This is a genomic window from Aromatoleum toluolicum, assembly GCF_012911005.2.
Lineage (GTDB): Bacteria > Pseudomonadota > Gammaproteobacteria > Burkholderiales > Rhodocyclaceae > Aromatoleum > Aromatoleum toluolicum.
Genome location: NZ_WTVS01000017.1, coordinates 1 through 22,783 on the forward strand (window position 1 = coordinate 1; position 22,783 = coordinate 22,783).

General features: G+C 67.1%; 25 protein-coding genes. 14 read left to right on the forward strand and 11 right to left on the reverse strand.

The features are described from left to right. Positions 1-13 precede the first annotated feature (13 nt). The 3 genes from GPA27_RS09705 to GPA27_RS09715 are packed head-to-tail and all read left to right on the forward strand — an operon-like array spanning position 14 to position 2,378. Positions 14-1,432 carry an HlyD family type I secretion periplasmic adaptor subunit gene (locus GPA27_RS09705; RefSeq protein WP_169139931.1) on the forward strand — a complete coding sequence of 473 codons (1,419 nt, stop codon included), beginning with the start codon at positions 14-16 and terminating at the stop codon, positions 1,430-1,432. Continuing rightward, a complete protein-coding gene (locus GPA27_RS09710; protein WP_169139933.1) occupies positions 1,429-2,052 on the forward strand; it encodes a response regulator transcription factor in 624 nt (207 codons plus the stop codon). The genes GPA27_RS09705 and GPA27_RS09710 overlap by 4 nt, the downstream gene beginning before the upstream one ends. Positions 2,053-2,054: 2 nt before the next feature. Next, positions 2,055-2,378, forward strand: coding sequence for a hypothetical protein (locus tag GPA27_RS09715; protein WP_169139934.1), 324 nt, complete (start codon positions 2,055-2,057; stop codon positions 2,376-2,378). Positions 2,379-2,414: 36 nt separating this feature from the next. Here the strand turns inward: GPA27_RS09715 and GPA27_RS09720 are convergent, their stop codons facing one another. Both GPA27_RS09720 and GPA27_RS09725 read right to left on the reverse strand, forming a co-directional pair. Next, a complete protein-coding gene (locus GPA27_RS09720) occupies positions 2,415-4,331 on the reverse strand; it encodes a bifunctional diguanylate cyclase/phosphodiesterase (RefSeq protein ID WP_169139936.1) in 1,917 nt (638 codons plus the stop codon). Between the two features lie 37 nt (positions 4,332-4,368). Beyond that, entirely contained in the window at positions 4,369-5,016 is a 648-nt protein-coding gene (locus GPA27_RS09725; protein WP_256222876.1) for a transglutaminase-like cysteine peptidase, read from the reverse strand. Positions 5,017-5,313: 297 nt separating this feature from the next. Between GPA27_RS09725 and GPA27_RS09730 the strand changes: the two genes are divergently transcribed. The 4 genes from GPA27_RS09730 to GPA27_RS09745 all read left to right on the forward strand — a co-directional run bounded on the left by GPA27_RS09730 (position 5,314) and on the right by GPA27_RS09745 (position 9,095). Then, on the forward strand, positions 5,314-6,777 hold the full coding sequence (locus tag GPA27_RS09730) for a TolC family outer membrane protein (protein ID WP_169139940.1): 1,464 nt from the start codon (positions 5,314-5,316) through the stop codon (positions 6,775-6,777). 146 nt (positions 6,778-6,923) lie between these two features. Then, a complete protein-coding gene (queF, locus tag GPA27_RS09735; protein WP_169139942.1) occupies positions 6,924-7,775 on the forward strand; it encodes an NADPH-dependent 7-cyano-7-deazaguanine reductase QueF in 852 nt (283 codons plus the stop codon). A gap of 93 nt (positions 7,776-7,868) precedes the next feature. Next, a complete protein-coding gene (locus GPA27_RS09740; RefSeq protein ID WP_505606748.1) occupies positions 7,869-8,600 on the forward strand; it encodes a PA4824 family protein in 732 nt (243 codons plus the stop codon). A gap of 186 nt (positions 8,601-8,786) precedes the next feature. Beyond that, positions 8,787-9,095 (forward strand): c-type cytochrome, encoded by a 309-nt coding sequence (locus tag GPA27_RS09745; RefSeq protein ID WP_050417422.1) that lies wholly within the window; start codon positions 8,787-8,789, stop codon positions 9,093-9,095. Between the two features lie 70 nt (positions 9,096-9,165). Here the strand turns inward: GPA27_RS09745 and GPA27_RS09750 are convergent, their stop codons facing one another. Beyond that, the gene (locus tag GPA27_RS09750) at positions 9,166-10,302 is read right to left on the reverse strand and encodes an EAL and HDOD domain-containing protein (RefSeq protein WP_169139946.1); all 1,137 of its coding nucleotides are present in this window, start codon (positions 10,300-10,302) and stop codon (positions 9,166-9,168) included. 4 nt (positions 10,303-10,306) lie between these two features. Then, positions 10,307-11,326, reverse strand: coding sequence for a CDP-6-deoxy-delta-3,4-glucoseen reductase (locus GPA27_RS09755; RefSeq protein ID WP_169139948.1), 1,020 nt, complete (start codon positions 11,324-11,326; stop codon positions 10,307-10,309). A 21-nt stretch (positions 11,327-11,347) separates the two neighbouring features. Between GPA27_RS09755 and GPA27_RS09760 the strand changes: the two genes are divergently transcribed. The 3 genes from GPA27_RS09760 to GPA27_RS09770 all read left to right on the forward strand — a co-directional run bounded on the left by GPA27_RS09760 (position 11,348) and on the right by GPA27_RS09770 (position 13,905). Continuing rightward, complete coding sequence (locus GPA27_RS09760; protein WP_169139950.1) at positions 11,348-12,232, forward strand: NAD-dependent epimerase/dehydratase family protein; 885 nt, start codon at positions 11,348-11,350, stop codon at positions 12,230-12,232. A 9-nt stretch (positions 12,233-12,241) separates the two neighbouring features. After that, positions 12,242-12,661 (forward strand): CopD family protein, encoded by a 420-nt coding sequence (locus tag GPA27_RS09765; RefSeq protein WP_169139952.1) that lies wholly within the window; start codon positions 12,242-12,244, stop codon positions 12,659-12,661. An 83-nt stretch (positions 12,662-12,744) separates the two neighbouring features. Beyond that, positions 12,745-13,905 carry a THUMP domain-containing class I SAM-dependent RNA methyltransferase gene (locus tag GPA27_RS09770; RefSeq protein ID WP_169139954.1) on the forward strand — a complete coding sequence of 387 codons (1,161 nt, stop codon included), beginning with the start codon at positions 12,745-12,747 and terminating at the stop codon, positions 13,903-13,905. 180 nt (positions 13,906-14,085) lie between these two features. Here GPA27_RS09770 and GPA27_RS09775 read toward each other — a convergent pair whose 3' ends face one another. After that, positions 14,086-15,219 (reverse strand): PilT/PilU family type 4a pilus ATPase, encoded by a 1,134-nt coding sequence (locus tag GPA27_RS09775; protein WP_169139956.1) that lies wholly within the window; start codon positions 15,217-15,219, stop codon positions 14,086-14,088. A gap of 131 nt (positions 15,220-15,350) precedes the next feature. Continuing rightward, on the reverse strand, positions 15,351-16,391 hold the full coding sequence (locus GPA27_RS09780) for a type IV pilus twitching motility protein PilT (RefSeq protein ID WP_169139958.1): 1,041 nt from the start codon (positions 16,389-16,391) through the stop codon (positions 15,351-15,353). A gap of 102 nt (positions 16,392-16,493) precedes the next feature. On the opposite strand from GPA27_RS09780, the gene GPA27_RS09785 reads away from it, so the two are divergent. The 4 genes from GPA27_RS09785 to GPA27_RS09800 are packed head-to-tail and all read left to right on the forward strand — an operon-like array spanning position 16,494 to position 18,899. Further along, entirely contained in the window at positions 16,494-17,195 is a 702-nt protein-coding gene (locus tag GPA27_RS09785; protein ID WP_169139960.1) for a YggS family pyridoxal phosphate-dependent enzyme, read from the forward strand. A gap of 8 nt (positions 17,196-17,203) precedes the next feature. Next, positions 17,204-18,016 carry a pyrroline-5-carboxylate reductase gene (gene proC / locus GPA27_RS09790; RefSeq protein WP_169140083.1) on the forward strand — a complete coding sequence of 271 codons (813 nt, stop codon included), beginning with the start codon at positions 17,204-17,206 and terminating at the stop codon, positions 18,014-18,016. A gap of 5 nt (positions 18,017-18,021) precedes the next feature. After that, positions 18,022-18,600, forward strand: coding sequence for a YggT family protein (locus GPA27_RS09795; RefSeq protein ID WP_169139962.1), 579 nt, complete (start codon positions 18,022-18,024; stop codon positions 18,598-18,600). Further along, positions 18,597-18,899 carry a DUF167 domain-containing protein gene (locus tag GPA27_RS09800; protein WP_169139964.1) on the forward strand — a complete coding sequence of 101 codons (303 nt, stop codon included), beginning with the start codon at positions 18,597-18,599 and terminating at the stop codon, positions 18,897-18,899. The genes GPA27_RS09795 and GPA27_RS09800 overlap by 4 nt, the downstream gene beginning before the upstream one ends. A gap of 24 nt (positions 18,900-18,923) precedes the next feature. Here the strand turns inward: GPA27_RS09800 and GPA27_RS09805 are convergent, their stop codons facing one another. Genes GPA27_RS09805 through GPA27_RS09825 form a run of 5 tightly spaced genes read right to left on the reverse strand, consistent with a single transcriptional unit; the run spans position 18,924 to position 22,696 of the window. After that, positions 18,924-20,204 (reverse strand): dihydroorotase, encoded by a 1,281-nt coding sequence (locus tag GPA27_RS09805; RefSeq protein ID WP_169139966.1) that lies wholly within the window; start codon positions 20,202-20,204, stop codon positions 18,924-18,926. Then, positions 20,204-21,178 carry an aspartate carbamoyltransferase catalytic subunit gene (locus tag GPA27_RS09810; RefSeq protein ID WP_169139968.1) on the reverse strand — a complete coding sequence of 325 codons (975 nt, stop codon included), beginning with the start codon at positions 21,176-21,178 and terminating at the stop codon, positions 20,204-20,206. Before GPA27_RS09810 ends, GPA27_RS09805 begins: the two co-directional genes overlap by 1 nt. Then, positions 21,171-21,671, reverse strand: a complete 501-nt coding sequence (pyrR, locus tag GPA27_RS09815) for a bifunctional pyr operon transcriptional regulator/uracil phosphoribosyltransferase PyrR (protein WP_169139970.1) — start codon at positions 21,669-21,671, stop codon at positions 21,171-21,173. Before pyrR ends, GPA27_RS09810 begins: the two co-directional genes overlap by 8 nt. Beyond that, entirely contained in the window at positions 21,658-22,137 is a 480-nt protein-coding gene (gene ruvX / locus GPA27_RS09820) for a Holliday junction resolvase RuvX (RefSeq protein WP_169139972.1), read from the reverse strand. Before ruvX ends, pyrR begins: the two co-directional genes overlap by 14 nt. Then, positions 22,130-22,696, reverse strand: coding sequence for a YqgE/AlgH family protein (locus tag GPA27_RS09825; protein ID WP_169139974.1), 567 nt, complete (start codon positions 22,694-22,696; stop codon positions 22,130-22,132). Before GPA27_RS09825 ends, ruvX begins: the two co-directional genes overlap by 8 nt. Positions 22,697-22,783: the final 87 nt, after the last annotated feature.

The window sequence follows — 22,783 nt, forward strand, 5'->3', positions numbered from 1 at the left end:
GGAGGGCCAAGTGATGAGCGAAATCGGCCAGGAGTCCTTCCGGCGCATCGGCGACGTCTCGGAACGGGTCGGCAGGCCGTTGAGGCCGTGGTTCGACCGGATCTTCGCGCGCTTCCTCCCCGAGGCGTCCGCCAGCGGACGCCTCGACTGGGCCGCGGACGCCGACTGGGCGCTCATCCAGGAGGAGCCGCTGCGTGCGCGCATGCTGCTGCGCGTCGTTGCCGTCGGTCTGTTCCTGCTGCTGCTGTGGTCGGCCTTCGCGTCGGTCGACGAGGTCACGCGCGGCGAAGCGAAAGTGATCCCGTCCTCGCAGGTGCAGATCATTCAGAGCGTGGATGGCGGTGTCGTCGAGGAGATGCCGGTGCGCGAAGGCCAGATCGTGGAGGCCGGGGCGCTGCTCCTGCGCATCGACCCGACGCGCTTCGTGGCGTCGCTTGCGGAAAACCGTTCGCAGTATTTCGCCCTGCGCGCCAAGGCTGCGCGGCTGGAGGCCGTGACTGCCGGCACGGCGCTGAACATGCCGAGCGACGTGCTGCGCGAGGCGCCCGAGATCGCCGACCATGAACGCCGCCTGTACAACTCGACCGTCGCCGAACTCGACGCCCAGCTGTCGATCGCGCGGCAGCAGCTCGAGCAGCGGCAGCAGGAGCTCAACGAAGTGCGCGCACGCCACGCGCAGAGCAGCAGCGGCCTCGAACTGGTGCAGCAGGAGTTGAACGTCACCCGGCCGCTGATGACTTCCGGCGCGGTGTCCGAGGTCGAGATCCTGCGCCTGCAGCGCGACGTCGCACGCCTGCGCGGCGAGCGCGACCAGGCCGCGGCGCAGATCTCGCGCATCCATTCCGCGATCTCCGAGGCCACGCGCAAGATCCAGGAGGTGGAGCTGAACGTGCGCAACGTGCAGCGCAACGAACTTTCCGACACGATGGCCAAACTTGCCGCGCTGACCGAAGGCGGGCGTGCGCTCGCCGACCGCGTCAAGCACGCTGAGGTGCGCTCGCCGGTGCGCGGCACGGTCAAGCGCCTGCTCGTGAATACGGTCGGGGGCGTCGTGCAGCCGGGCAAGGAGGTCGTCGAGATCGTGCCGCTGGACGACGCGCTGATCCTCGAAGCGCAGGTCAAGCCCAAGGACATCGCCTTCCTGCGACCGGGGCAGAAAGCCCTCGTCAAATTCACGGCTTACGACTTCGCGATCTACGGCGGTCTCGAAGCGGTGGTCGAGCATATCGGTGCGGATACGGTCACCGACGAGAAGGGCAATGCCTTCTACACCGTACGCGTGAGAACCCTGAAGTCGAGCCTGGGTGAGAGCCTGCCGATCATCCCGGGCATGGTGGCCGAAATCGACATCCTCACCGGCAAGAAAACCATTCTCTCCTACCTGCTGAAGCCCGTCCTGCGGGCCAAGGCCAACGCACTGTCCGAACGATGAGCCAGAACATCTTTCTCTGCTCCGAAACGGTTCGCCCGTCGGCGCGTTGGCTGGATGCGTTTCCCGCAGGAGTCTGCCACGAGCAGCGGGCCTTGGCCGCGGCGGCCCGTCCGGGCGACGTGGTCTGGGTCGACGCTGCGCACGGCGACTGGCTGGACACGCTCGGCACGCTGGTGAAGTCGCTGCCCGGCTGTTACCTCGTCGTCGTCAGCATGACGCCGGACAGCGCCGAGGCGCTCGCCGCCCTCGATTGCGGTGCGCGGGCATACTGTCACGCGCTGGCGGTGCCTTCCGTGTTCAGGGACGTCGAACTGGTCGTCCGCCACGGCGGCCTGTGGGTCGGCCCCGAACTGATGGCCCGTGTCGTCGGCGCTGCCGGCCGTGCGCTCGCGCCGCTCGCGGAGGCGCAACAACCGTTGCTGTCCGGGCGCGAAGCTGAAGTGGCCCGGGAGGTTGTCAAGGGCCTGAGCAACAAGGAGATCGCCGCGAAGCTCGGCATCACCGAGCGCACCGTGAAGGCCCACATGGGTGCGATCTTCGAGAAGCTCGGGGTGCGCGACCGGCTGCAGCTGGTGCTGCGCCTGTCCGAAAATCGCGGCATTACGCTGCCGGTGCATTGACCATGTACGTAAGACGAGACACGCAGGGGAAGATCGTCGCCGTGAGCCGCGAACCGGGCGACGGCGACGGCTGGAGTGCCGCCGGCGCCGACGACGCCGAACTGCTCGGGTTCGGGCGCGACATCATCGAAGGCGCGAACCCGCTTGGGGCTACCGACCTCGGTCTGGTGCGCGTGCTGGAGGATCTGATCGAACTCCTCGTCGAGCGCTCGCTGATCCGCTTCACCGACCTGCCGGCACCCGCGCAGCACAAGCTCATGGAGCGCCGCGGCGCGCGCGAGGCGATGCAGCACCTGAGCCTGCTCGACGACGACGGCGTGATCTGATCCGCGCCCCGTCCGGTCGTCGCTCCCCGGGCTCTGCTACGCCGCCGCCCCTTCGCGCACGGCCGGCCCCGTCATGCCGTCGATGCCGAGGCCCGGCAAGGCCTTCTGTTCCGCCGCCGAACTCACGCCTTCGGCAATCGTCATTAGCCCGAGCGAATGCGCGATCATGCACAGTCCGCGCAGGAAGGCCTGGTTGCCCGCGTTGGAGTCGATGCCCCGCACGATTGCCGCGTCGATCTTCACGTAGTCGAGCCCCAGTTCATGCAGGTCGCCCAGCTCGCCGAAATGCGCGCCCACGTGCTCGATGCCGACCCTGCAGCCCAGTGGCTGCAAGGCCACGCACAGCGTGCGGAACTCCGCCAGGTGGCGTAATGCGCCGTACTCCGGCACCTCGAGCCATAGCCGCTTCGCCGTTGCCGGGTCGGCTTGCAGCAAGGAAAACAGTTCGCCGCGGAAGTTCGCATCGCGCAGCGATTCGGCCGACACGTTGATGCCGCGCTCCCGTCCGTCGTGCGCGATGGCACGCAAGGCTGCATGCACGACCGCGATGTCGAAGCGCGGCATTACGCCCAGGCGTGCGGCGTGCGGCATGAAGAAGCCCGCGGGTTGCCAGATGCCGTCGAGCAACACGCGGATCGGCGCCTCGTCGTGCAGCAGGCGCCCGTCGTTGGCGACGACCGGATAGGCGCCCAGACGCACACCGTCGCGTTCGATCGCCGACAGCAGGGCGGCACGCCAGGACTGGAGGTCGGGGTAGGGCGCGTGGGTGCCGCCGCTTTCGACGCGCAGGCTGCGATCACCCGCCTGTTCGGCCGTCGCGAGTGCGCCGTCGGCACGGGCAAGGACCTGCGAGCGGTTTTCGCCCGCGGCGTAGTTCGTCGCCGCAACCGGCAGGGCTACCCGGACATCGTTCAGGTGAGCGTCGAGCGTGTCGTGGAGTTTCCGCGCCAGCTCGTGCGCCAGTTCGCCCGCATCCTCGCGGCCGGGCGCCAGCAGCGCGAAGTCGCTGCCATTCATGCGCCCGGCTTCCCAGTTTGCGTTGCCGCCGGCCAGGCCGGCCAACTGCTGCGCGAGGTCGCGCAGCAGGCGGTCGGTCGCCCCGCGGCCGACGCGTTGGTTCAGCTCCGCGAGATCGCCCACGCGCGCCAGCAGCAGCGTGCCGGCCGCATGCGCATCGTCGCGTGAAAGCGCGGAGTCCAGCTGGTTCAGGAACTGGCCGCGATTGAGCAGTCCCGTCATCTCGTCCTGCTGGGTCTGCCGTCGCAGTTGTTCGAGGCGCCGGGATTCCTCCGCCAGGATCGCGCGGACGCGCTCCGACAGGGTGTTCATCGCGCGCACGACGCTGCGGAACTCGCGCGTGCTCGGTTCGGGGGTCGTCACGAAGCGGCGCCCGCCGATCGCCTCGGCCTGCTCGACCACGCGACCGAGGGGGCGCGTGATGTGCCTGATGATCAGCGTACCGATGAGGCCGGTCAGCACCCCGCCCAGCGCGAACCATCCCAGCAGCTGCAGCGTGCCCTGCCACAGTGCCGCATAGGCGTAGCGCTGGTGGCTCTCCAGCGTGAGCGTGCCGAACTGGCGCCATCCGTCCTGTACCTGCGCGACACCGGCATGCGGCTCGATCGGGATCAGGCTGATGAACCACTCGGGCGCTCCATCGAGGACGCCGGAATACTCGCGCTCCGCCAGAACCTCCCCGGTCGGGCTGGTCAGCCGGATCAGGCGGTAATGGCCTGCGTCGAACTGGGCCGAGATCTGCAACTCCACGGTCACCGCGTCCTTGGGCATCTGCGACAGCGACAGTGCGAGCGAGGTCGCGTTGTCGAGGTTCTTCACCTGCAGTTGCTGCTCGAGGTAATGACGCGCGGACAGCGTGCTCACGACCAGGCTGCCGCCCAGGGCGATGAGCGTCACGATCGCGATGGCGATCCAAAGCTGCTTGATCAGGGACATGACAATGGTTGTCCGGAAATTCTGGCCGTGGCGGCAATCATGGCAAGCCCTCCTCGCGCATGCGTTCAAGCACGCTGCGCCAGCGCGACAACCGCGTCGTCGGGTCGGCCGACGAACTGCTGGCGCCGCCCACCCACAGTCCCTCGGCATTGAAGCTGAAGATCGGGAACAGATCGGGCCGGCGCGACGCGGTGCGGATGTCGCCGATGAGGTTGTCGAGCACCAGCGGTTCGTCCGCGGGCGACGGGTAATAGCCGAGCACCATGTGCGCCTGCGAAATGCCGCTGCCCGGCGCGCCCATGCTGGCGCGCACATAGATCAGGCGCAGCCTGTCGGCCGGGACGCCCAGCAGGCGCAGGCTCATGTACTTGGCGATCGAGAAGTCCTCGCAGTCGCCGGCCTTGCGTCCGAGCGTCTCCAGCGGCGTGGCCCAGTAATCCTTCTGCTGCCAGATCACGATGTCGTCGTCGAACGCGGTGCGGCGATTGAAGAAGGTGTTCACGCGCTGCAGCTTCTCCTGCTCGTCGAGCGTGGCCGCGTCGCCGAGCATCCGGCGCCAGGCGCCGACGGATTCGCCAGCCTCCGCGCCGTAGCGCTCGCGCGCCAGCTGCAGCATGCGATCCAGATCCGGTGCAGCGAACGACAGGCCGAACAGCAGGCTCGCGAGTGCCGCGAGGCTGTACACGGCTGCAGAAAACGCGCCCGGAAAGGCGCGCCGTCTGCGCGGGCAAGGTGCTCCTGTCATCGCGTCGGGGGGGCATGGTGTCGTGCGCATTATCGGCCACCAACGTCGTCGGGCGGTTCGTCCCGCGACCGGTTTCAACATTTTTCGCCTCGCCAGTGTTGCGTAGTTGGCGTTCTCGGGCTGCCAGCGGGCGGTAATATTCGCTTACAAGATTGATTATGCAGTTGACGCCGCACAGGATGGCGAGAGAATTCGGTATATTCAATTGACATACATATCCCCCAGACTGGAGAAAATATGAAAACGTGTCGATCCGTGATTGCGATGGCTGTTCTGACCGCGCTACCGTTCGTTGCAACGGGGGCGGGACCGGAAGCCCTGCGCGATGCGGCGCGCAAGGCCGTCGTGGCCAATCCCGAAGTGCAGGCAACTTGGAATGCGTTCCGTGCCGCCCGCGAAGACCAGGAGGTCGCACGTGCCGGTTATCTGCCTCAGGTTGATGCCGTCGCGAGTGTCGGCCGTGAGGAGTTGCGGCGTTCCGGGCAGTCGACCGACACCTTTACCCATCGCAACCTGACGCTGTCGCTCAATCAGATGGTGTATGACGGGTTCTTCACTCGCAGCGAGGTCGCCCGCTTCGGCTATGCCAAGCTGACGCGCTACTATGAACTCGTCGACGCCTCCGAAGGCGCCGCGCTCGAAGCGGTGCGCGCCTATGGCGACGTAATGCGCTATCGCGAGCTCACCCGGCATGCGCAGGCGAACTACGTGCAGCACAAGCAGATCTATGACCAGATCTCCGAGCGTGCCGGCGCCGGGGTCGGCCGCCGTGTCGACCTCGAGCAGGCGACCGGGCGTCTGGCGCTGGCCGAATCCAACCTGCTCACCGAGGTGTCGAACCTGCACGACGTCAGCGCGCGCTACCAGCGCATCGTCGGCGAGCTTCCGCAGGAGGGCATGCCCGGCCTGCCCGCCGGCACGGCCCTCGGGCAGATCCCGCCGACCGCTAAGGACGCGCTGCGCACCGCGTTCAACACGAGCCCCGGCCTCAATGCGGCCATCGAGAACGTGCGCGCCAGCCAGGCGCTCATCGACTCCCGCCGTGCCGCCTTCCATCCGCGCCTCGACCTGCGTGCGCGTCAGGCCGTCGACCACAACCTCGACGGCTTCGACGGGAATTCGCGCGAAGGGGTCGTCGAGCTGGTGCTCAGCTACAACATCTTCCGCGGCGGCGCCGACAGCGCCCGGCTGCGCCAGGCCGGCGATCTGAGCAACCAGGCCAAGGACCTGCGAGAGAAAGCCTGCCGCGACCTGCGTCAGACGCTGGCGATCGCCTATAACGACGTGCAACGGCTACAGGAACAGATGCGCTACCTCGACCAGCATCAACTGTCGATCGAAAAGGCCCGCGAAGCCTACCGCCGCCAGTTCGATATCGGACAGCGCACGCTGCTCGACCTGCTGGACACCGAGAACGAGTACTTCCAGGCGCGGCGCGCCTACGTCAATGCGGGTTACGACCAGGTCATCGCCCAGGCGCGCGCGCTCTCCGGGATGGGGCAGCTGATGGGAACGCTGGGCGTCGCACGCGAGGATCTGCCGACGCCGGCCGATCTCGGCCAGGACCGCAGCGGCATCGATCCCGAGACGGTGTGTCCGCCCGACTCGCCGGTGCCGATGAACATCGACAAGGCCGCGCTGCTGGCGGAAGCGATGAAGGCTACGGGTTCGGTGCCTCCGGCCGGCACCACGGGCAAGTAAGCAAGCAGGTAAGGGCCCGGTAGTGTCACCTTGCCGCCGGCCTCCTCACGGAGGCCGGCGGTTCTGTATCCGGCAGCCGCATCCGGCGCACCGGAACGATCTTCCGCACCTCGGTCGATCGGGCGCGATCCCGTACAATCCGCCGCATGAACCCTTCCGTTTCCCTCGCGCATGGTGCCGAGTCCTCGCCGCTGGGCAAGCCGGCCGACTACTGCGACACCTATACCCCCGGTCTCCTGTTCCCGATCGCGCGCCAGATCAAGCGCGACGAGATCGGCATCGTCCCCGGCAAGCTGCCCTTCGTCGGCGAGGACCTGTGGAACGCGTACGAACTGTCCTGGCTCAACCCGCGCGGCAAGCCCGTCGTCGCGCTCGCCACCTTCCGCGTCCCGGCCGATTCGCCGCGCCTGATCGAGTCGAAATCGCTCAAGCTCTACCTCAACTCCTGCAATCAGACGCGCTTCGACAGCGTCGACGCAGTCAGGGCGACCTTCGCGCACGATCTCTCCGTGGCAGCGGGCGCTGACGTCGCCGTCGAGATCCAGCCGCTGGGCGCCGGCCCGGTGCGCGTGATCGCGCCGCCGCCGGGCGAGTCGCTCGACGAACTCGACATCGACATCGACACCTACCAGCCGTGCCCGGATTTCCTGTCGGCCGCCGGCGGCGGAGACGAGGTCAGCGAAACCCTGCATTCCCATCTGCTCAAGTCCAATTGCCTCGTGACCGGCCAGCCGGACTGGGGCTGCATCGTCGTGCGCTATACCGGGCCTGCGATCGACCGTGCCGGCCTGTTGCGGTACATCGTCTCGTTCCGCAAGCACAACGAGTTCCACGAGCAATGCGTCGAGCGCGTCTTTTGCGACATCCTGCAGCGTTGCAGGCCGCGGCAGCTCGCGGTGTGGGCGCGCTACACGCGGCGCGGCGGGCTAGACATCAATCCCTTCCGCTCGACGGGCCAGCTCCGGGCTCCCGACAATCGAGCCGAAATACGCCAGTAAGTCGATACGGCGAATCCAACGAGATGTCGGGTCTCTAGCACGTGCGTTCCAGGCTCGATTGCGTTAACATCTTCGGTTTTCATGGAGAGGACTATGGTTCGAAAACTGTCGGTTCGAGATCGTCGAATTGCGCGGTCACTGGTGCTTGCCCTCGGGGCCGCCTCGTGTGTCGCGCTTTCCCCGTTGGCTCATGCGGAGCGACCCATGGTGGTCGATGATGCCGGAACGCTGGACAAGGGGGGCGCGAAGCTCGAATTCGGTTGGATGCGTGATGACCAGTCGCGTGGTTTCGACGCGGCGGCCGGTTACGGGCCAATCGAGAACCTCGAGGTGGAGATCGCCTACTCGCGCGCGCGCGACCACGAGCCTCACCCGTCACTCTGGGCGCATGGTGTCGGTGGCGCAGTGAAATGGGCTCCACTGCAGGCCGAGACCGGGTTGTCGGCTGGCCTGAAGGTTGAATACGCGCGCGAGCGCGTCGATCTGCGTGGGGGCGAGTCGGACGAGATCGCGCGAGCCAGTTCCGTCACCGGTCTCGCAACCTGGGCCTTCGCGTCGGGGTCGCGCGTGCATCTGAATCTGGGGCGCGAATGGGTGCGTGCGGCGGGTGATACGCATACCGCGAACACCTGGGGGGTCGGTTTCGAGCAGCCGCTCACGGACGATTTCACCATTGCCGCCGAAGTGTTCGGTGCCGACGACGGCCGGCCGGACCGGCAGGTCGGCTTGCGCTACGAGATCGTGGAAGGCGTCAAGGTGTCGGGGGCTGTGGGGCGTGGTAGCGATCGAACCATCGCGAACGTTGGCGTCGCCTGGGAATTCTGACCCACTGGGGCCCGGGTTCGGTCGTGTCAACGTCGGCCCGGGCAAGGGCGTTGAATGCTTGGGTCGGACGATCCGGCGAGGCAGCCCGGGATGCCAGAGTGCAAAAGGCGTTTTCCGGGTAGTCAAGGCGGGGAAGCTTGGTTTAATATCCGGCCGGTTTCACACCACCATCTAAAGGAAAAGAGCATGAAAGTTTTCGTTGCTGCCGCGGTTGCCGCGGGCCTTCTCTCCGCCGCTCCGGCTTTCGCTTCCGCTGACCTGGCCAAGGCCAAGAACTGCCTCGCCTGTCACGCCGTAGACAAGAAGCTGGTCGGCCCGGCCTACCAGGAAGTGGCCAAGAAGTACGCTGGCGACGCGGGCGCGGTTGCCAAGCTGGCCGAGAAGATCCAGAAGGGTGGTTCGGGTGTCTGGGGCACGATGCCGATGCCGGCCAACCCGCAGGTCAACGCCGAAGAAGCCAAGACCCTCGCTACCTGGGTTCTGTCGCAGAAGTAATCGGCTCCGGTCGATGCAAAAAAAGCCAGCCCGCGGGCTGGCTTTTTTTTTGTTGCCCGCCGCCGGCCGGTCAGGACTGCAGGCTGTCGGCGAAGCCCAGCGCGCCGACGATTGCGCGGTTGATCTGCTCGGGCGCGAGCTGCAGCTCGGTCGCCTGCTTCTGCAGTTCGGTTGCATCGAAGGATTCGCACAGACAGGCCAGCTTGAGGAAGGGGGCGTAGGGGCCCTGCTCGAACAGCAGCGCGTCGGTGATCGCCGAGGGCAGGTGCATCTCCTCCAGCACGCTCTGCATCGATGTGCCCAGCAGTGCGTTGAGCAGCGAGAAGGCGCCGGTGATGAACAGGTTGTCGAGCTCCGACTTGTCGAAGAAGGATGCGCCGATCTGTTCCATGAAGCGTCCGCGTGCGATCGAGGTCTGCATCATCGCCGGCGCGCCCGGGTCGCGGCTCGCGCTGACCAGCAACAGCGACAGCCACTTGTTCAGGTTGGCGTAGCCAAGGATGGTCACCGCGTGGCGGAAGGATTGGATCTCGCAGCTCAGGCCGAAGCCCGCCGAGTTGATGTAGCGCAGCAGCTTGTACGACACCGCGACGTCCTGGCGCAGCACCGCCTCGATCTCCTTGATGTCGGCATTGTTGCGCACGAGGTTGAGGAGCCGCACGATCTGCGCGTGTGCGGGTGACAACTCTCTTGCCGCCGGATTGCCATACAGGAAGAACCAGCCCGAGGCACCGTCGAAACCCGCCTGTACGGCTTCCTGGAAGGCATTGACGTTGGGCAGGCCCCACGCGAGGGTGATGCCGGGCGAACCGGCCGGCGTGGCGTGGCGGCGGCGGTCCATCAGCACGAAGCGCCAGTCGGCGTCGGGCGGCAGGGCGGTCCCCGGGGCGAACCAGCTCAGGCACATGCTGATCCCCGCGTCGCGCAGTTGCGGCAGCAGCGCCTGCGTCTGCGGGTGCGCGAGCGCCTGCGACGGAATTTCCACCATCGCGTTGGGAGGTGCCTGCCAGTTCATCAGCTCGGGTGTCGGAACGAGCCGTCCCAGGCAGACGAACACCGTGTGATGCGTCGGCCAGATGTCGGCGAGGCCGTTCAGCGTCTCGACCACCGCGCCAATATTCGGCCCGTGGGCGATGAGCCGGTTGGCCGTGATCGCGCGGTTCCGGTTGACGACGGGTTCGCGGGTAAGGATCGTGGTCTGGGTCATAACTTCAGCGTGCGTCGGTGGCGAAGGTGAAGGCGTCCGCGAAGAACGCCTCCTTTGGCAGGCCGCACTGTGCAGTCAATTCGCTGCGCGCAGCGTCGATCATGGCCGGTGATCCGCACGCATAGACTTCATGTGCGGACAGGTCGGGAAGGTCCTCGATGACGGCTCGATGCACAAGTCCGGTTCGCCCGTGCCAGTCGTCTTCGGCTCCCGCTTCGGACAATACCGGAACGTAGCGGAATCCGGGAAGGATCTTCTCCCACGAGCGCGCGAGTTCGTCCATGTAAAGGCCTGCACGGCTGCGCGAACCCCAGTACAGGGTCATCGGCCGTGCACTGCCGGATTGGATCGCGTGCTCGACGATGCTCTTGATCGGTGCGAAGCCGGTGCCGCCCGCGAGCAGCACGATCGGCGCCTGCGACTCCTCGTGCAGCCCGAAGCTGCCCAGCGGCCCCTCGAAGCGCAGGATGTCGCGCTCCTTCATGCCGTTGAACACGTGTTCGGTGAAATCGCCGCCGGGCACGAGGCGCACGTGCAACTCCATGGCGTCCTCGCGGTGGGGCGCATTCGCGATCGAGAAGCTGCGGCGCCGGCCGTCGGCGAGCAGGAAATCGACGTACTGGCCGGCGCGGAAGCGGAACGGCTCGCTCGCGGGGAGTTTCAGCTCGATCACCATCACGTCGGGCGCGGCGCGCGTCAGGCGCTGCACCCGGCACGGGAGCTTCTTGATCGGGATGTCGCCGGCGCGGCTCACGTTGCGTGCCTCGAGGACCAGGTCCGAACGCGCATGGGCGCTGCAGAAGAGCGTCATGCCGGCCGCGCGGTCCGCATCGCTGAGCGCGGTGGCCGACCCGGCGAGCGTGACCTCGCCCCGGATGACCTTGCCCTTGCAGGCGCCACAAGCGCCGTCGCGGCAACCGTAGGGCAGCACGAGGCCCGCGGCGAGGGCCGCCTCGAGGATGGTCTGGTTGGTATCGGCCGGGAACTGTTGACCGCCTGGTTCGAGTGAAATCTGGAACGACATCGGGCGTGAGATAATCCGTCGATGAAAAGAATATTGATCGTCGGTAGCGGCGACGTGGCCCGGCGCGCGATTCCGTGGCTCGTGCGGCGCTTCAGGGTGTTCGCCCTGGTGCGCAGTGCAGAGGGGCTCGCCGGACTGCGGGGGCTCGGCGCAACGCCGGTGTTCGCCGACCTCGACGACCGGCGCAGCCTGCGGCGCCTGGCCGGGATCGCGGATGCGGTCCTGCATTTCGCGCCTCCCCCCGACCGCGGCACGCGGGATACACGTACGGCGAGCCTGCTGGCGGCACTCGCGTGCGCACCGAGTCTACCACAGCGCCTCGTCTATATAAGTACGACGGGCGTGTATGGCGATTGCGGCGGTCGGCATATCGACGAAAGCCATCCATGCCGCCCGCAGACTGCGCGGGCGCAGCGCCGCGTCGATGCCGAAGGCCGCCTGCGGCGCTTCGGGGCGCGCCGCGGGCTGCGGGTGTGCGTCCTGCGTGCGCCGGGCATCTACGCGGGCGACCGCCTGCCGGTGGCGAGGCTGGAGCGCGGCGAACCGGTGCTGCGGGCGGATGAGGATGTCTTTACCAACCACATCCACGCCGAGGATCTCGCGCGCTTCGCGTGCCTCGCGCTTTTCCGTGGCGGCGCGGGACGCGTCTACAATGCCGTTGATGATACGGGCATGAAGATGGGCGACTATTTCGACCTCGCCGCCGACACCTTCGGTCTGCCGCGGCCGCAGCGCCTGTCGCGTGCGGAGCTCGCGACACGGATTTCGCCGATGGCCCTGTCATTCATGAGCGAGTCGCGGCAGCTGGACAATCGCCGCATCCGGCGGGAGCTGCGGGCGCGGCTGCTGTACCCGACCGTGCGCGAAGGCTTCGCCGCGGCGCTCAACCGGAAACAATCAAGCTAGGAGTAATTGATGCTGGTAGTGAAAGCCCTGCACATTTCGTTTGTCGTGGCCTGGTTCGCCGGCCTGTTCTACCTGCCGCGCCTGTTCGTGAACCATGCGATGGTGGATGATGCGGCGACGCGCGAGCGGCTCGCGCTGATGGAGCACAAGCTCTACCGCTTCATGACGCCGCTGGGAATCCTCGCCGTCGTGCTCGGCTTCTGGCTGTGGTTCGGTTACGGCGACATGTTCGCGATTGGCGGCTGGCTGCACGCGAAGACCGCGCTCGTGAGCTTCCTGATCGTCTATCACCTGTACTGCGGTAGGCTCATGCGCGATTTCGCCGCAGGGCGCAACACCCGCAGCCACAAGTGGTATCGCGTGTTCAACGAGGTTCCGGTGCTGGTGCTGTTCACGGTCGTGTTCCTTGTCGTGCTGAAGCCCTTCTGAGCGGCACCGCCCGCGCCGGATCCTTTTCCGCGCGGGCGTCGGCCGTTTCCAATCCCGTCCGCCTTCAATTTACTTCGTCCCTCATGTCCGAATCCTTCTTTTCCCCCTGTCCGCGCGGTCTCGAGCCGATGCTCGCCGAGGAACTTACCGCGCTCGGTGCGCGGGACGTCGAGGCGACCCACGGCGGCGTCGGTTTCTCCGGCGACTGGCAGACCTGCTACCGCGCCAACCTCGAGAGCCGGATCGCCACGCGCGTGATGTGGCGCCTCGCGCAGGGGCGCTACCAGTCCGAGGAGGACATCTATCGGCTCGCCTATGGCGCGACCTGGGCGAAATGGTTCACCGTCGACGACACGATCCGCATCTACGTGACCGCGAAGCAGTCGCCCCTGCGCAGTCTCGAATTCGTCACGCTGAAGATCAAGGATGCCGTGTGCGACCACTTCCGCACCGTGACCGGCAAGCGCCCCAGCGTCGACACCGCGAACCCTGCGGTACGCATCCACGCCTTCCTGACGCGCGACCGCGTCACGCTCTATCTCGACACCTCGGGCGAGCCCCTGTACAAGCGCGGCTACAAGCCCGCTGCCGTCGAGGCGCCGCTGAAGGAGAACCTCGCCGCGGGCATCCTGCGCATCAGCGGCTGGCAGCCGGGCGAGGCGCTCATCGATCCGATGTGCGGCAGCGGCACCTTCCTGATCGAAGCCGCGCAGATCGCGCTCGACATCGCGCCGGGCCTCGGTCGCAGTTTCGCCTTCGAGCGCTTCCGCCATTTCGACCGTGCCGCCTGGGCGACCATCCGCAAGGCTGCGGAGGTGCGGCGCAAGTCGCCGCGCCCCTTGCGCATCTACGGCTCCGACGTGGTCGGCGAGCAGGTGCGGCGCTCGCGCGTGAACCTGCAGGCGGCGGGGCTCGCGGACTGCGTGACGCTCGATCGCGCGGACTTCCTCGCGCGGGAGGCGCCGGCGGCGGAAGGGGTGATGGTGACCAATCCGCCCTACGGCGTGCGCATCGGCGAGGTGGAGGAACTGGCGGCGCTGTATCCGCAGTTCGGCGACGCGCTGAAAAAGCGCTGGAGCGGCTGGCGCTGCTACTTCCTGTCGGCGGACCCGGCACTGCCCAAGCTGATCGGGCTGAAGGCGAGCAAGCGCACGCCGCTCTTCAACGGCGCGCTCGAGTGCCGTGTGTTCGAATACAAAGTGATCGCGGGCAGCAACCGGCGCAAACCGGCCGAAGATGCCTGACGGCGCAGTCCGCGGCTGAGACCTTCTCCCGCAGCGGCCACGGATACATTTCCTGTCTTGGAGTTTGTGAAGAAATCGTAGCGAGCGGCCCGAGTCCGTTCCGAGAAGCGTAGCCGTACAAGTGGTACGGCGAGCATCACAGGAGCGGAATCGCGTCGCGCAGTAGATTTATTCGCAAACTCAGACGATGTCGAGGTGCTGGATCCCGGACACGAGATCCTTCTCGCCGAGCTTGCTGTTGAGCTTGATCTGCAGGCGCAGGTCGTTCACCGAGTCGGCGTTGCGCAGCGCATCCTCGTAGGAAATCCGCTCCTCCTCGTACAGGTCGAAGAGCGCCTGGTCGAAGGTCTGCATCCCCAGTTCGCGCGAGCGCTTCATCACTTCCTTGATGCCCGGCACCTCGCCCTTGAAGATCAGGTCCGAGATCAGCGGCGAGTTGAGCAGCACTTCAACGGCCGGCACGCGCCCTTTCTCACCCTTCTTGGGGAGCAGGCGCTGCGAGATCAGCGCGCGCAAGTTGAGCGAAAGGTCCATCAGCAGCTGCTGGCGGCGATCTTCCGGGAAGAAGTTGATGATGCGGTCGAGCGCCTGGTTCGCGCTGTTCGCGTGCAGCGTCGCGAGGCACAGGTGACCGGTCTCGGCGAATGCGATCGCGTAGTCCATGGTTTCGCGGTCGCGGATTTCACCCATCAGGATCACGTCCGGGGCCTGGCGCAGGGTGTTCTTCAGCGCCGCTTCCCAGCTGTCGGTGTCGATGCCGATCTCGCGCTGCGTGACGATGCAGTTCTTGTGCAGATGCACGTATTCGATCGGGTCCTCGACCGTGATGATGTGGCCGTAGGAGTGTTCGTTACGGAAGTCCACCATCGCCGCGAGCGAGGTCGTCTTGCCGGTGCCGGTGCCGCCGACGAAGATCACGAGACCGCGCTTGGCCATCGCGACGTCGCGCAGCACCGTGGGCATGCCCAGATCGTCGAAGGTCGGGATCTTCTGCGCGATCGTGCGCAGCACGAGGCCGACCTTGCCCTGCTGGATGAAGGCGTTGGCTCGGAAGCGGCCGATGCCCGCCGGCGAGATCGCGAAGTTGCATTCCTTGGTGGACTCGAATTCGGCGGCCTGGCGGTCGTTCATGACCGCGCGCGCGAGCTCGGCGGTGTGCTGCTGGGTGAGCGACTGGTTCGACTGCGGGATGACGCGTCCGTCGACCTTGATCGCGGGCGGAAAGCCCCCGGTGATGAAGAGGTCGGAGCCGTTCTTCTGCACCATCAGCCTGAGCAGATCGTGCATGAACTTGAGGGCCTGATCGCGTTCCATGTGTTGCGCTCCAGCGGAGTTTCGGGGGGCTGCAAATTCGAATTATGTTCCTCGCGCGCGCCCGCGTGAACGGCGCGGCGGGCGGAATGCGCCGGCGGACGTGACGGAGTGGCCGTTCCGTGGCGCGGCGGTCAGCCGAAGTTGTCCTTGTTCGCCGCCTTGAGCTTGGCTTCCGCGGGGGAGACGATATTGCGGCGCACGAGGTCGAGCAGGCACTGGTCCAGCGTCTGCATGCCTACGTTCTGGCCGGTCTGGATCGACGAGTACATCTGCGCGATCTTGTTCTCGCGGATCAGGTTGCGGATGGCGGGGGTGCCGATCATGATCTCGTGCGCGGCGACGCGGCCCTGGCCGTCCTTGGTCTTCAGCAGGGTCTGCGAGATGACCGCGCGCAGCGATTCGGACAGCATCGAGCGCACCATCTCCTTTTCGGCGGCCGGGAACACGTCGACGATACGGTCGATGGTCTTGGCAGCCGAGGAGGTGTGCAGGGTGCCGAACACGAGGTGGCCGGTCTCGGCGCCGGTCAGCGCGAGCCGGATGGTTTCGAGGTCGCGCAATTCGCCGACGAGGATCACGTCCGGGTCTTCGCGCAGTGCCGAACGCAGCGCGTTGTTGAACGACAGCGTGTCGCGCGCGACCTCGCGCTGGTTGATCAGGCAGCGCTTCGACTCATGCACGAATTCGATCGGGTCCTCGATCGTGAGGATGTGGCCGTATTCGTTGTCGTTGATGTGGTCGACCATCGCCGCTAGCGTCGTCGACTTGCCCGAGCCCGTCGGGCCGGTGACGAGCACGATGCCGCGCGGCTGGTTGGAGATGTCCTTGAAGATCTTCGGACAATTGAGCTCTTCGAGGCTCAGCACCTTCGACGGAATGGTCCGGAACACGGCGGCCGCGCCGCGGTTCTGGTTGAAGGCGTTGACGCGGAAACGCGCGAGGTTGGGCACCGCGAACGAGAAGTCGCACTCCAGTATTTCTTCGTACTGTTTGCGCTGTTGGTCGTTCATGATGTCATACACCATGGAGTGCACGTCCTTGTGCTCCATCGGCGGCAGGTTGATGCGCCGCACGTCGCCATGCACGCGGATCATGGGCGGCAGGCCGGACGAGAGATGGAGGTCGGAGGCCTTGTTCTTGACCGCAAAGGCCAGCAGTTCGGTGATGTCCATGGATTCTTCGACGGTGTTCGGAAAGGAGCGTGCGGAAAGGCCGGCCGGTGCGCGGTGCTATACTCGCCCGGGCCCGATTTTCGAGACCAGTGCCGCCGCTATATGACAACAATCGCCGCCAACTTGCAAGCCGTGCGCGAGCGCGTCGCCAGTGCCGCGATCGCCGCAGGGCGCAGGCCCGAGGACGTCGTCCTGCTGGCCGTCAGCAAGACCTGGCCGGCATATTGCGTGGCCGCGGCGGCCGATGCCGGGCAGCGGCTGTTCGGTGAGAACTACGTGCAGGAAGGCGTCGCGAAGATTGCCGAGTTGAGGGCGCGTGCACTCGAATGGCATTTTATCGGTCCGCTCCAGAGCAACAAGACGCGGCCCGTCGCAGCCCACTTCGACTGGGTGCATTCGGTCGATCGCCTGAAGCTCGCCGAGCGCCTGTCGGAGCAGCGGGACGTGGAATTGCCGCCGCTCAACCTGTGCATCCAGGTGAACGTGAGCGGCGAGGCGAGCAAGAGCGGGGTTGCGCCGGAAGAGGTGCCCGGGCTGGCGCGGCAGGTGGCGGCCCTGCCGCGGCTGCGCCTGCGGGGACTGATGGCGATTCCCGAGCCCGATGGGGACGAAGGGCTGCTGCGCAGCCGCTTCGCGACCGTGCGCCGGTTGCGCGACGAACTCAACGCCGCCGGCTTCGCGCTCGACACGCTGTCGATGGGGATGTCGCACGACCTCGAACTGGCGATCGCCGAAGGGGCGACCATGGTGCGGGTGGGTACCGCGATTTTCGGAACACGCAAGCTGCGTGAGGAACAGACATGACGGAACGGATCAGGATCAGTTTCCTGGGGGGCGGGAACATGGCGTCGGCGTTGATCGGCGGCATGCTCGAGCGCGGGTTCGCCGCGGCCGACATCCAGGTGGTGGAACTGCAGGAAGCGGGGCGCAAGCATCTGGCGGAGCGCTTCGGCGTGCGTGCGGTGGGCGCGGTCGACGACGCGCTGCTGGACTGCGACGTGCTGGTGCTGGCGGTGAAGCCGCAGCAGATGAAGGCGGCGCTCGCGCCGCTGGCGGGCCGGCTGGCGCGCCAGGTGGTCGTGAGCATCGCGGCGGGACTGCGCCTGGCCGACATCGGACGCTGGCTCGGGGGCTATGCCGGTCTCGTGCGCGTGATGCCGAACACGCCGGCGCTGATCGGTGCGGGCGTGTCGGGCCTGTATGCGGATCCGTCGGTGGATGCCGCGGGACGTGCCGCGGCCGAGCGCGTGCTCGCTGCGGTCGGCAGCACGGCGTGGATCGCCGACGAGGCGCAGATGGACGCGGTCACGGCGGTATCGGGCAGCGGTCCGGCCTACGTCTTCCACTTCATTGAGGCGCTGGAGGCGGCTGGTGCGTCGCTCGGCTTCGATGCGGCGACCGCGCGGAAGCTGGCGATCGACACGGTGCTCGGCGCGGCGAAGCTCGCGGCAGGCTCTGACGAGGCGCCGGGCGTGCTGCGCGAGCGGGTCACCTCGAAGGGGGGCACGACCGAGGCGGCGCTCGCGAGCATGAAGGCGTCGGGCTTTTTCGACGCGATCGTGACCGCGGTGAAGGCTGCCGAGGTGCGCGGGCGCGAACTGGGTGACCAACTCGGCAAGGACTGAGCGCAATGCTGGGCAATGTACTGCTCCTGATCCTCGACACGGCCTTCGGCTTCATCACGCTGATGCTGCTGGCGCGCTTTTTCATGCAGTGGCAACGCGTATCCTTCCGCAACCAGGTCGGGGCCTTCGTCGTTGCGACCACCGACTGGATCGTGCGGCCGCTGCGCCGCGTGATTCCGGGCGTGTTCGGACTGGACCTCGCCAGCCTGCTGCCGGCGTGGGTGTTCCAGACGCTGTTCGTGTTCATCGAGCTGCAGCTGCGCGGGGCATCGCTGGGCGGCAATCCCGGCGGCCTGATCTTCGGTCTGTGGGGGCTGGGCCTGCTGGAAGTCGCCCGCATGGCGATCTATCTGGTGTTCGGCGTCGTGCTGATGTCGGCGATCCTGTCGTGGGTGAGCCCGCATGCGCCGGCCGCGCCGATCCTCCATAACCTCGCCGACCCTTTCCTGCGCCCGTTCCGGCGCATCCTGCCGCCGATCGCGAACGTCGACCTGTCACCGCTGGTCCTGCTGCTGGTGCTGCAGATCGTGCTGATGGTGCTGGGCAGCCTGCGCGGCAGCTTCGCTTCGCTGCTGGTGGGATGACGGCAGCCGTCTGGCTGCGCGCGGCGGCCGACGGCGGCCTCGTGCTGACGCTGCACATCCAGCCGGGGGCGAAGAAGACCGAATTCGTCGGGCTGCACGGCGAGGCGATGAAGATCCGGCTCGCCGCGCCGCCGGTGGATGGCAAGGCGAACGCGGCGCTGTGCGCCTTTCTCGCGGATTTTTGCGATGTTCCGAAAGTGGCGGTGACGCTGCTCAGCGGCGAGACCTCGCGCGCCAAGCGGGTGCGGATAGACGGCGCGAGCGCCGGGGCGCTCGCGCGGCTGCGGGCGCTCGGCTGACGCCGGCCGCCCGCGCAGCCGCTCTCAGGCCAGTTCGTGCATGACCTGGCCTTCGACCAGGGTGTAGTGCACGCGGCCCGGCAGCTCCAGGCCCAGGAAGGGGGTGTTCTTGCCCTGGCTGCGCAGCTGCTCGCGGCTCACGGTGACATGTGCGGCCGGGTCGAACAGGCACAGGTCGGCGCGTGCGCCCGGCGTCAGGTGGCCGGCCTTGGTGATGCCGACGATGCGCGCAGCGTCCGAGGTTACGCGCGCGAGCGCCTTCACCAGCGGCAGGCCCGCTTCCTGCGCCCACTTGAGGGTGAGCGGCAGCAGCAGTTCGAGACCGGTCGCGCCCGGTTCGGATTCGCTGAAGGGGGTGAGCTTGCCGTCGTCGTCGACCGGCGTGTGGTCCGAACACAGCGCGTTGATGCGGCCGTCGGCGAGGCCCGCGCGCAGCGCCTCGCGGTCGCGCTGGCTGCGCAGCGGCGGCACGAGGTGGCAGTTGCTGTTGAAGTAGCCGATGTCCATGTCGGACAGGTGCAGGTGGTTGATCGACACGTCGCAGGTGATGTCCATGCCTTCGGCGCGGGCCTGTTCGACCAGCGCGAGGCCCGCGGCGCTCGACAGGCGCGTGACGTGCAGGCGCGCTCCGGTCGTGCGGGCGAGCTGGATGTAGGTGTACAGCGCGATCGTCTCGGCCGCGACGGGAATGCCCGGCAGGCCCAGCCGCGTAGCGACTTCGCCGTCGTGTGCGACGCCGGTGCGCGCCAGGAAGGGGGCGAGCGGCTGCAGCCACACGCGGAAATCGAAGGTCGCGGCGTACTGCAGCGCGCGCATCAGCACGTTGTTGTCGATGATCGGTACATTGGCCTGGCTAAAGGCGACGCAGCCGGCTTCGACCAGTTCGGCCATTTCGGACAGGCGTTCGCCCTTGAGGCCGATGGTGAGCGCGCCGACCGGGTAGACGTGGGCGCGGTTGAGCCGCTTCGCGCGGTAGCACAGCATTTCGACCAGGCCCGGCTCGTCCAGTGCGGGATCGGTGTCGGGCGGGATCGCGAGGCTGGTGACGCCGCCGGCCATCGCCGCGTCCATTTCGGATTCGAGCGTGGCGCGGTATTCGAAGCCGGGTTCGCGCAGGCGCGCGGCCAGATCGATGAGCCCCGGCGCGACGACGAGATTGGCAGCGTCGATCGTGCGCTCGGCGGCGAAGCCGTCCGGTGCCTGGCCGCTTGCGACGATCTTGCCGTCGGCGAGATACAGGTCGCGCTTGTCGTCGAGGCCGTTCGCGGGGTCGATGAGGCGGCCGTTGGTGATGCGGATCTTCATTACTTGTTGCTCCCTTGCTGGCCGGCCAGCATGCTCATGACGGCCATCCGTACCGCGATGCCGAAGGTGACCTGGGGCAGGATCACGGCCTGCGCCCCGTCGGCCACGGAGGAATCGATCTCGACGCCGCGGTTCATCGGTCCCGGGTGCATGACGATGGCGTCGGGCTTGGCCAGTGCCAGCTTCTCGGCGGTGAGGCCCCACACCTTGTAGTATTCCTGCGGGGTCGGCAGCAGCGCGCCGTTCATGCGCTCGTTCTGCAGGCGCAGCATCATGACGACGTCGACACCCTTGAGGCCTTCGCGGATGTCGTGGAAGACGCGCACGCCCATGCGCTCGACCTCGGTCGGCAGCAGCGTCTTGGGGCCGATCACGCGCACTTCGGGCACGCCCAGGGTCGTCAGCGCGCTGATCTGCGAGCGCGCGACGCGCGAGTGCAGCACGTCGCCGACAATCGCGACGGTGAGGTTGGTGAAATCGCGCTTGTAATGCCGGATCGTGTACATGTCCAGCAGGCCCTGCGTCGGGTGGGCGTGGCGGCCGTCGCCGGCATTGACGACGTGGATGTGGTCGCGCCCGGTCGCCAGCAGGTGCTGCGCGATCAGGAAGGGCGCGCCGCTGGCGGCGTGGCGCACGACGAACATGTCGGCCTGCATCGCGCACAGGTTGTCGACGGTGTCGAGCAGGCTCTCGCCCTTGGCGGTGGAACTCGTCGATACGTTGAGGTTCACGACGTCGGCCGACAGGCGCTTCGCGGCGATCTCGAAGGTGGTGCGCGTGCGCGTGGAGTTCTCGAAGAACAGGTTGAAAATGCTCTTGCCGCGCAGCAGCGGCAGCTTCTTCACTTCGCGCTCGGCGACTTCGGTGAAGGGGGCGGCGGTATCGAGGATTGCGGTGATGACGTCGCGCGGCAGGCCGTCGATCGTCAGCAGGTGCTGCAGTTCGCCGTGTTTGTTGAGCTGGGGGTTATGCATCGATCAGCCTCAGGGTGAGCGCGCCGGCAGCGTCGGTTTCGAGCTGCAGGTTCTGGCTTGCGGGCAGGGGTTGGGGCAGGGTGAGGGCGCAGTAGCGCGCGGCGATCGGCAGTTCGCGGCCGCCGCGGTCGACCAGCACCGCGAGATCGACGCGCGCGGGGCGGCCGAAGTCGAACAGCTCGTTGATCGCGGCGCGCGTCGTGCGGCCGGTGTACAGGACATCGTCCACGATGATGACGTGCGCGCCTTCGACGTCGAACGGGATGTCGGTGCGCTTGGGCTGAGGGTGCAGGCCCTTGGAGCCGAAGTCGTCGCGGTAGAAGGACACGTCGATCGAGCCCGGCGGCTGCTTCAGTCCCAGGGCCGGGTGCAGGCGTTCGGCCAGCCAGACGCCGCCCGTGTGGATGCCGACCAGTGCGGTGTCGGGCGTCACGTGCGGCCGCATCTGCTCGACCAGGGTCTGGAAGAGCGCTTCGGCATCAAGCTTTTGCATGTTGGATGGTGTCCAGGAAGTGTTGCAGGATGATCTGGGCGGCGACGGCGTCGAGTACCGGCTTGCGTGCGCGCCAGCTGCGCTGCCCCGCTTCCTCCAACGCGGCTTCGGCCGCGGCGGAGGACAGGCGTTCGTCGCTTTCCATGACGGGAAGCCCGTAACGGCCGCGCAGCTGGTTCGCGAAGCGGCGGCAGCGCGCGGTCATCTCGTGCGGGGTGCCGTCGAGGTGCGTGGGAATGCCGACGACGAGGCCGGCCGGGCGCCACTCCGCTATGAGCGCTGCGATCGCGACAAAGCGTGGTGCATTGGCCTCGCCGCTGATGGTCGTGAGGGCACTGGTCTGGCCGGTTTCGAGCTCGCCGATGGCGACGCCGAGGCGCACGAGGCCGAAGTCGAAGCCGAGCAGGGTGCCGCGCGCAGGGAGGTCCGAGGCTGGCCGGGGTTCGGGCGTGGCCGCCTCAGGCATGCCCGGCCGTCTCGCTGAGGTTCGTGAAGTCGATACCGAGTTTCTGCATGGCGGCGGCGAGGCGCTCTTCGGGCGGCAGATCGAAGACGATGGAGAGATCGGCGCGCACGGTGAGCCACGCGTTGTCGGCGATCTCCTGCTCGAGCTGGCCGGCGGTCCAGCCGGCGTAGCCGAGCGTCACGAGCACTTCCGACGGCTGGCCGGTGCTGCCGATCGCCTGCAGGATGTCGCGCGAGCTGGTCAGGCCGGCCTCGTCATTGACGTTCAGGGTCGAGTGCCACTCGCCTGCCGGCCGGTGCAGCACGAAGCCGCGATCGGTCTGCACCGGGCCGCCGAAATAAACCGGCTGTTCGGCGAACCCGGCGGCATCGAGCGGCAGCTCGACGCGTTCGAAGAGGGTGCCGAGCGTCATGTCGATCGGGCGGTTGACGATGATCCCGAGCGCGCCCTGCTCGTTGTGTTCGGCGATGTAGGTCAGCGTACGCGAGAAATTCGGATCGGCCATGCTGGGCATGGCGATCAGAAAATGGTGCGTGAGGTTCGACATGATTTCGCTCATGGCTGCATTTTAGCCTCTCGCGCGGAGCATTGAGCAGGAACCTGTGCGGCATGATCGCGTCACAATGCGACTTTTCACTTTCGCCGA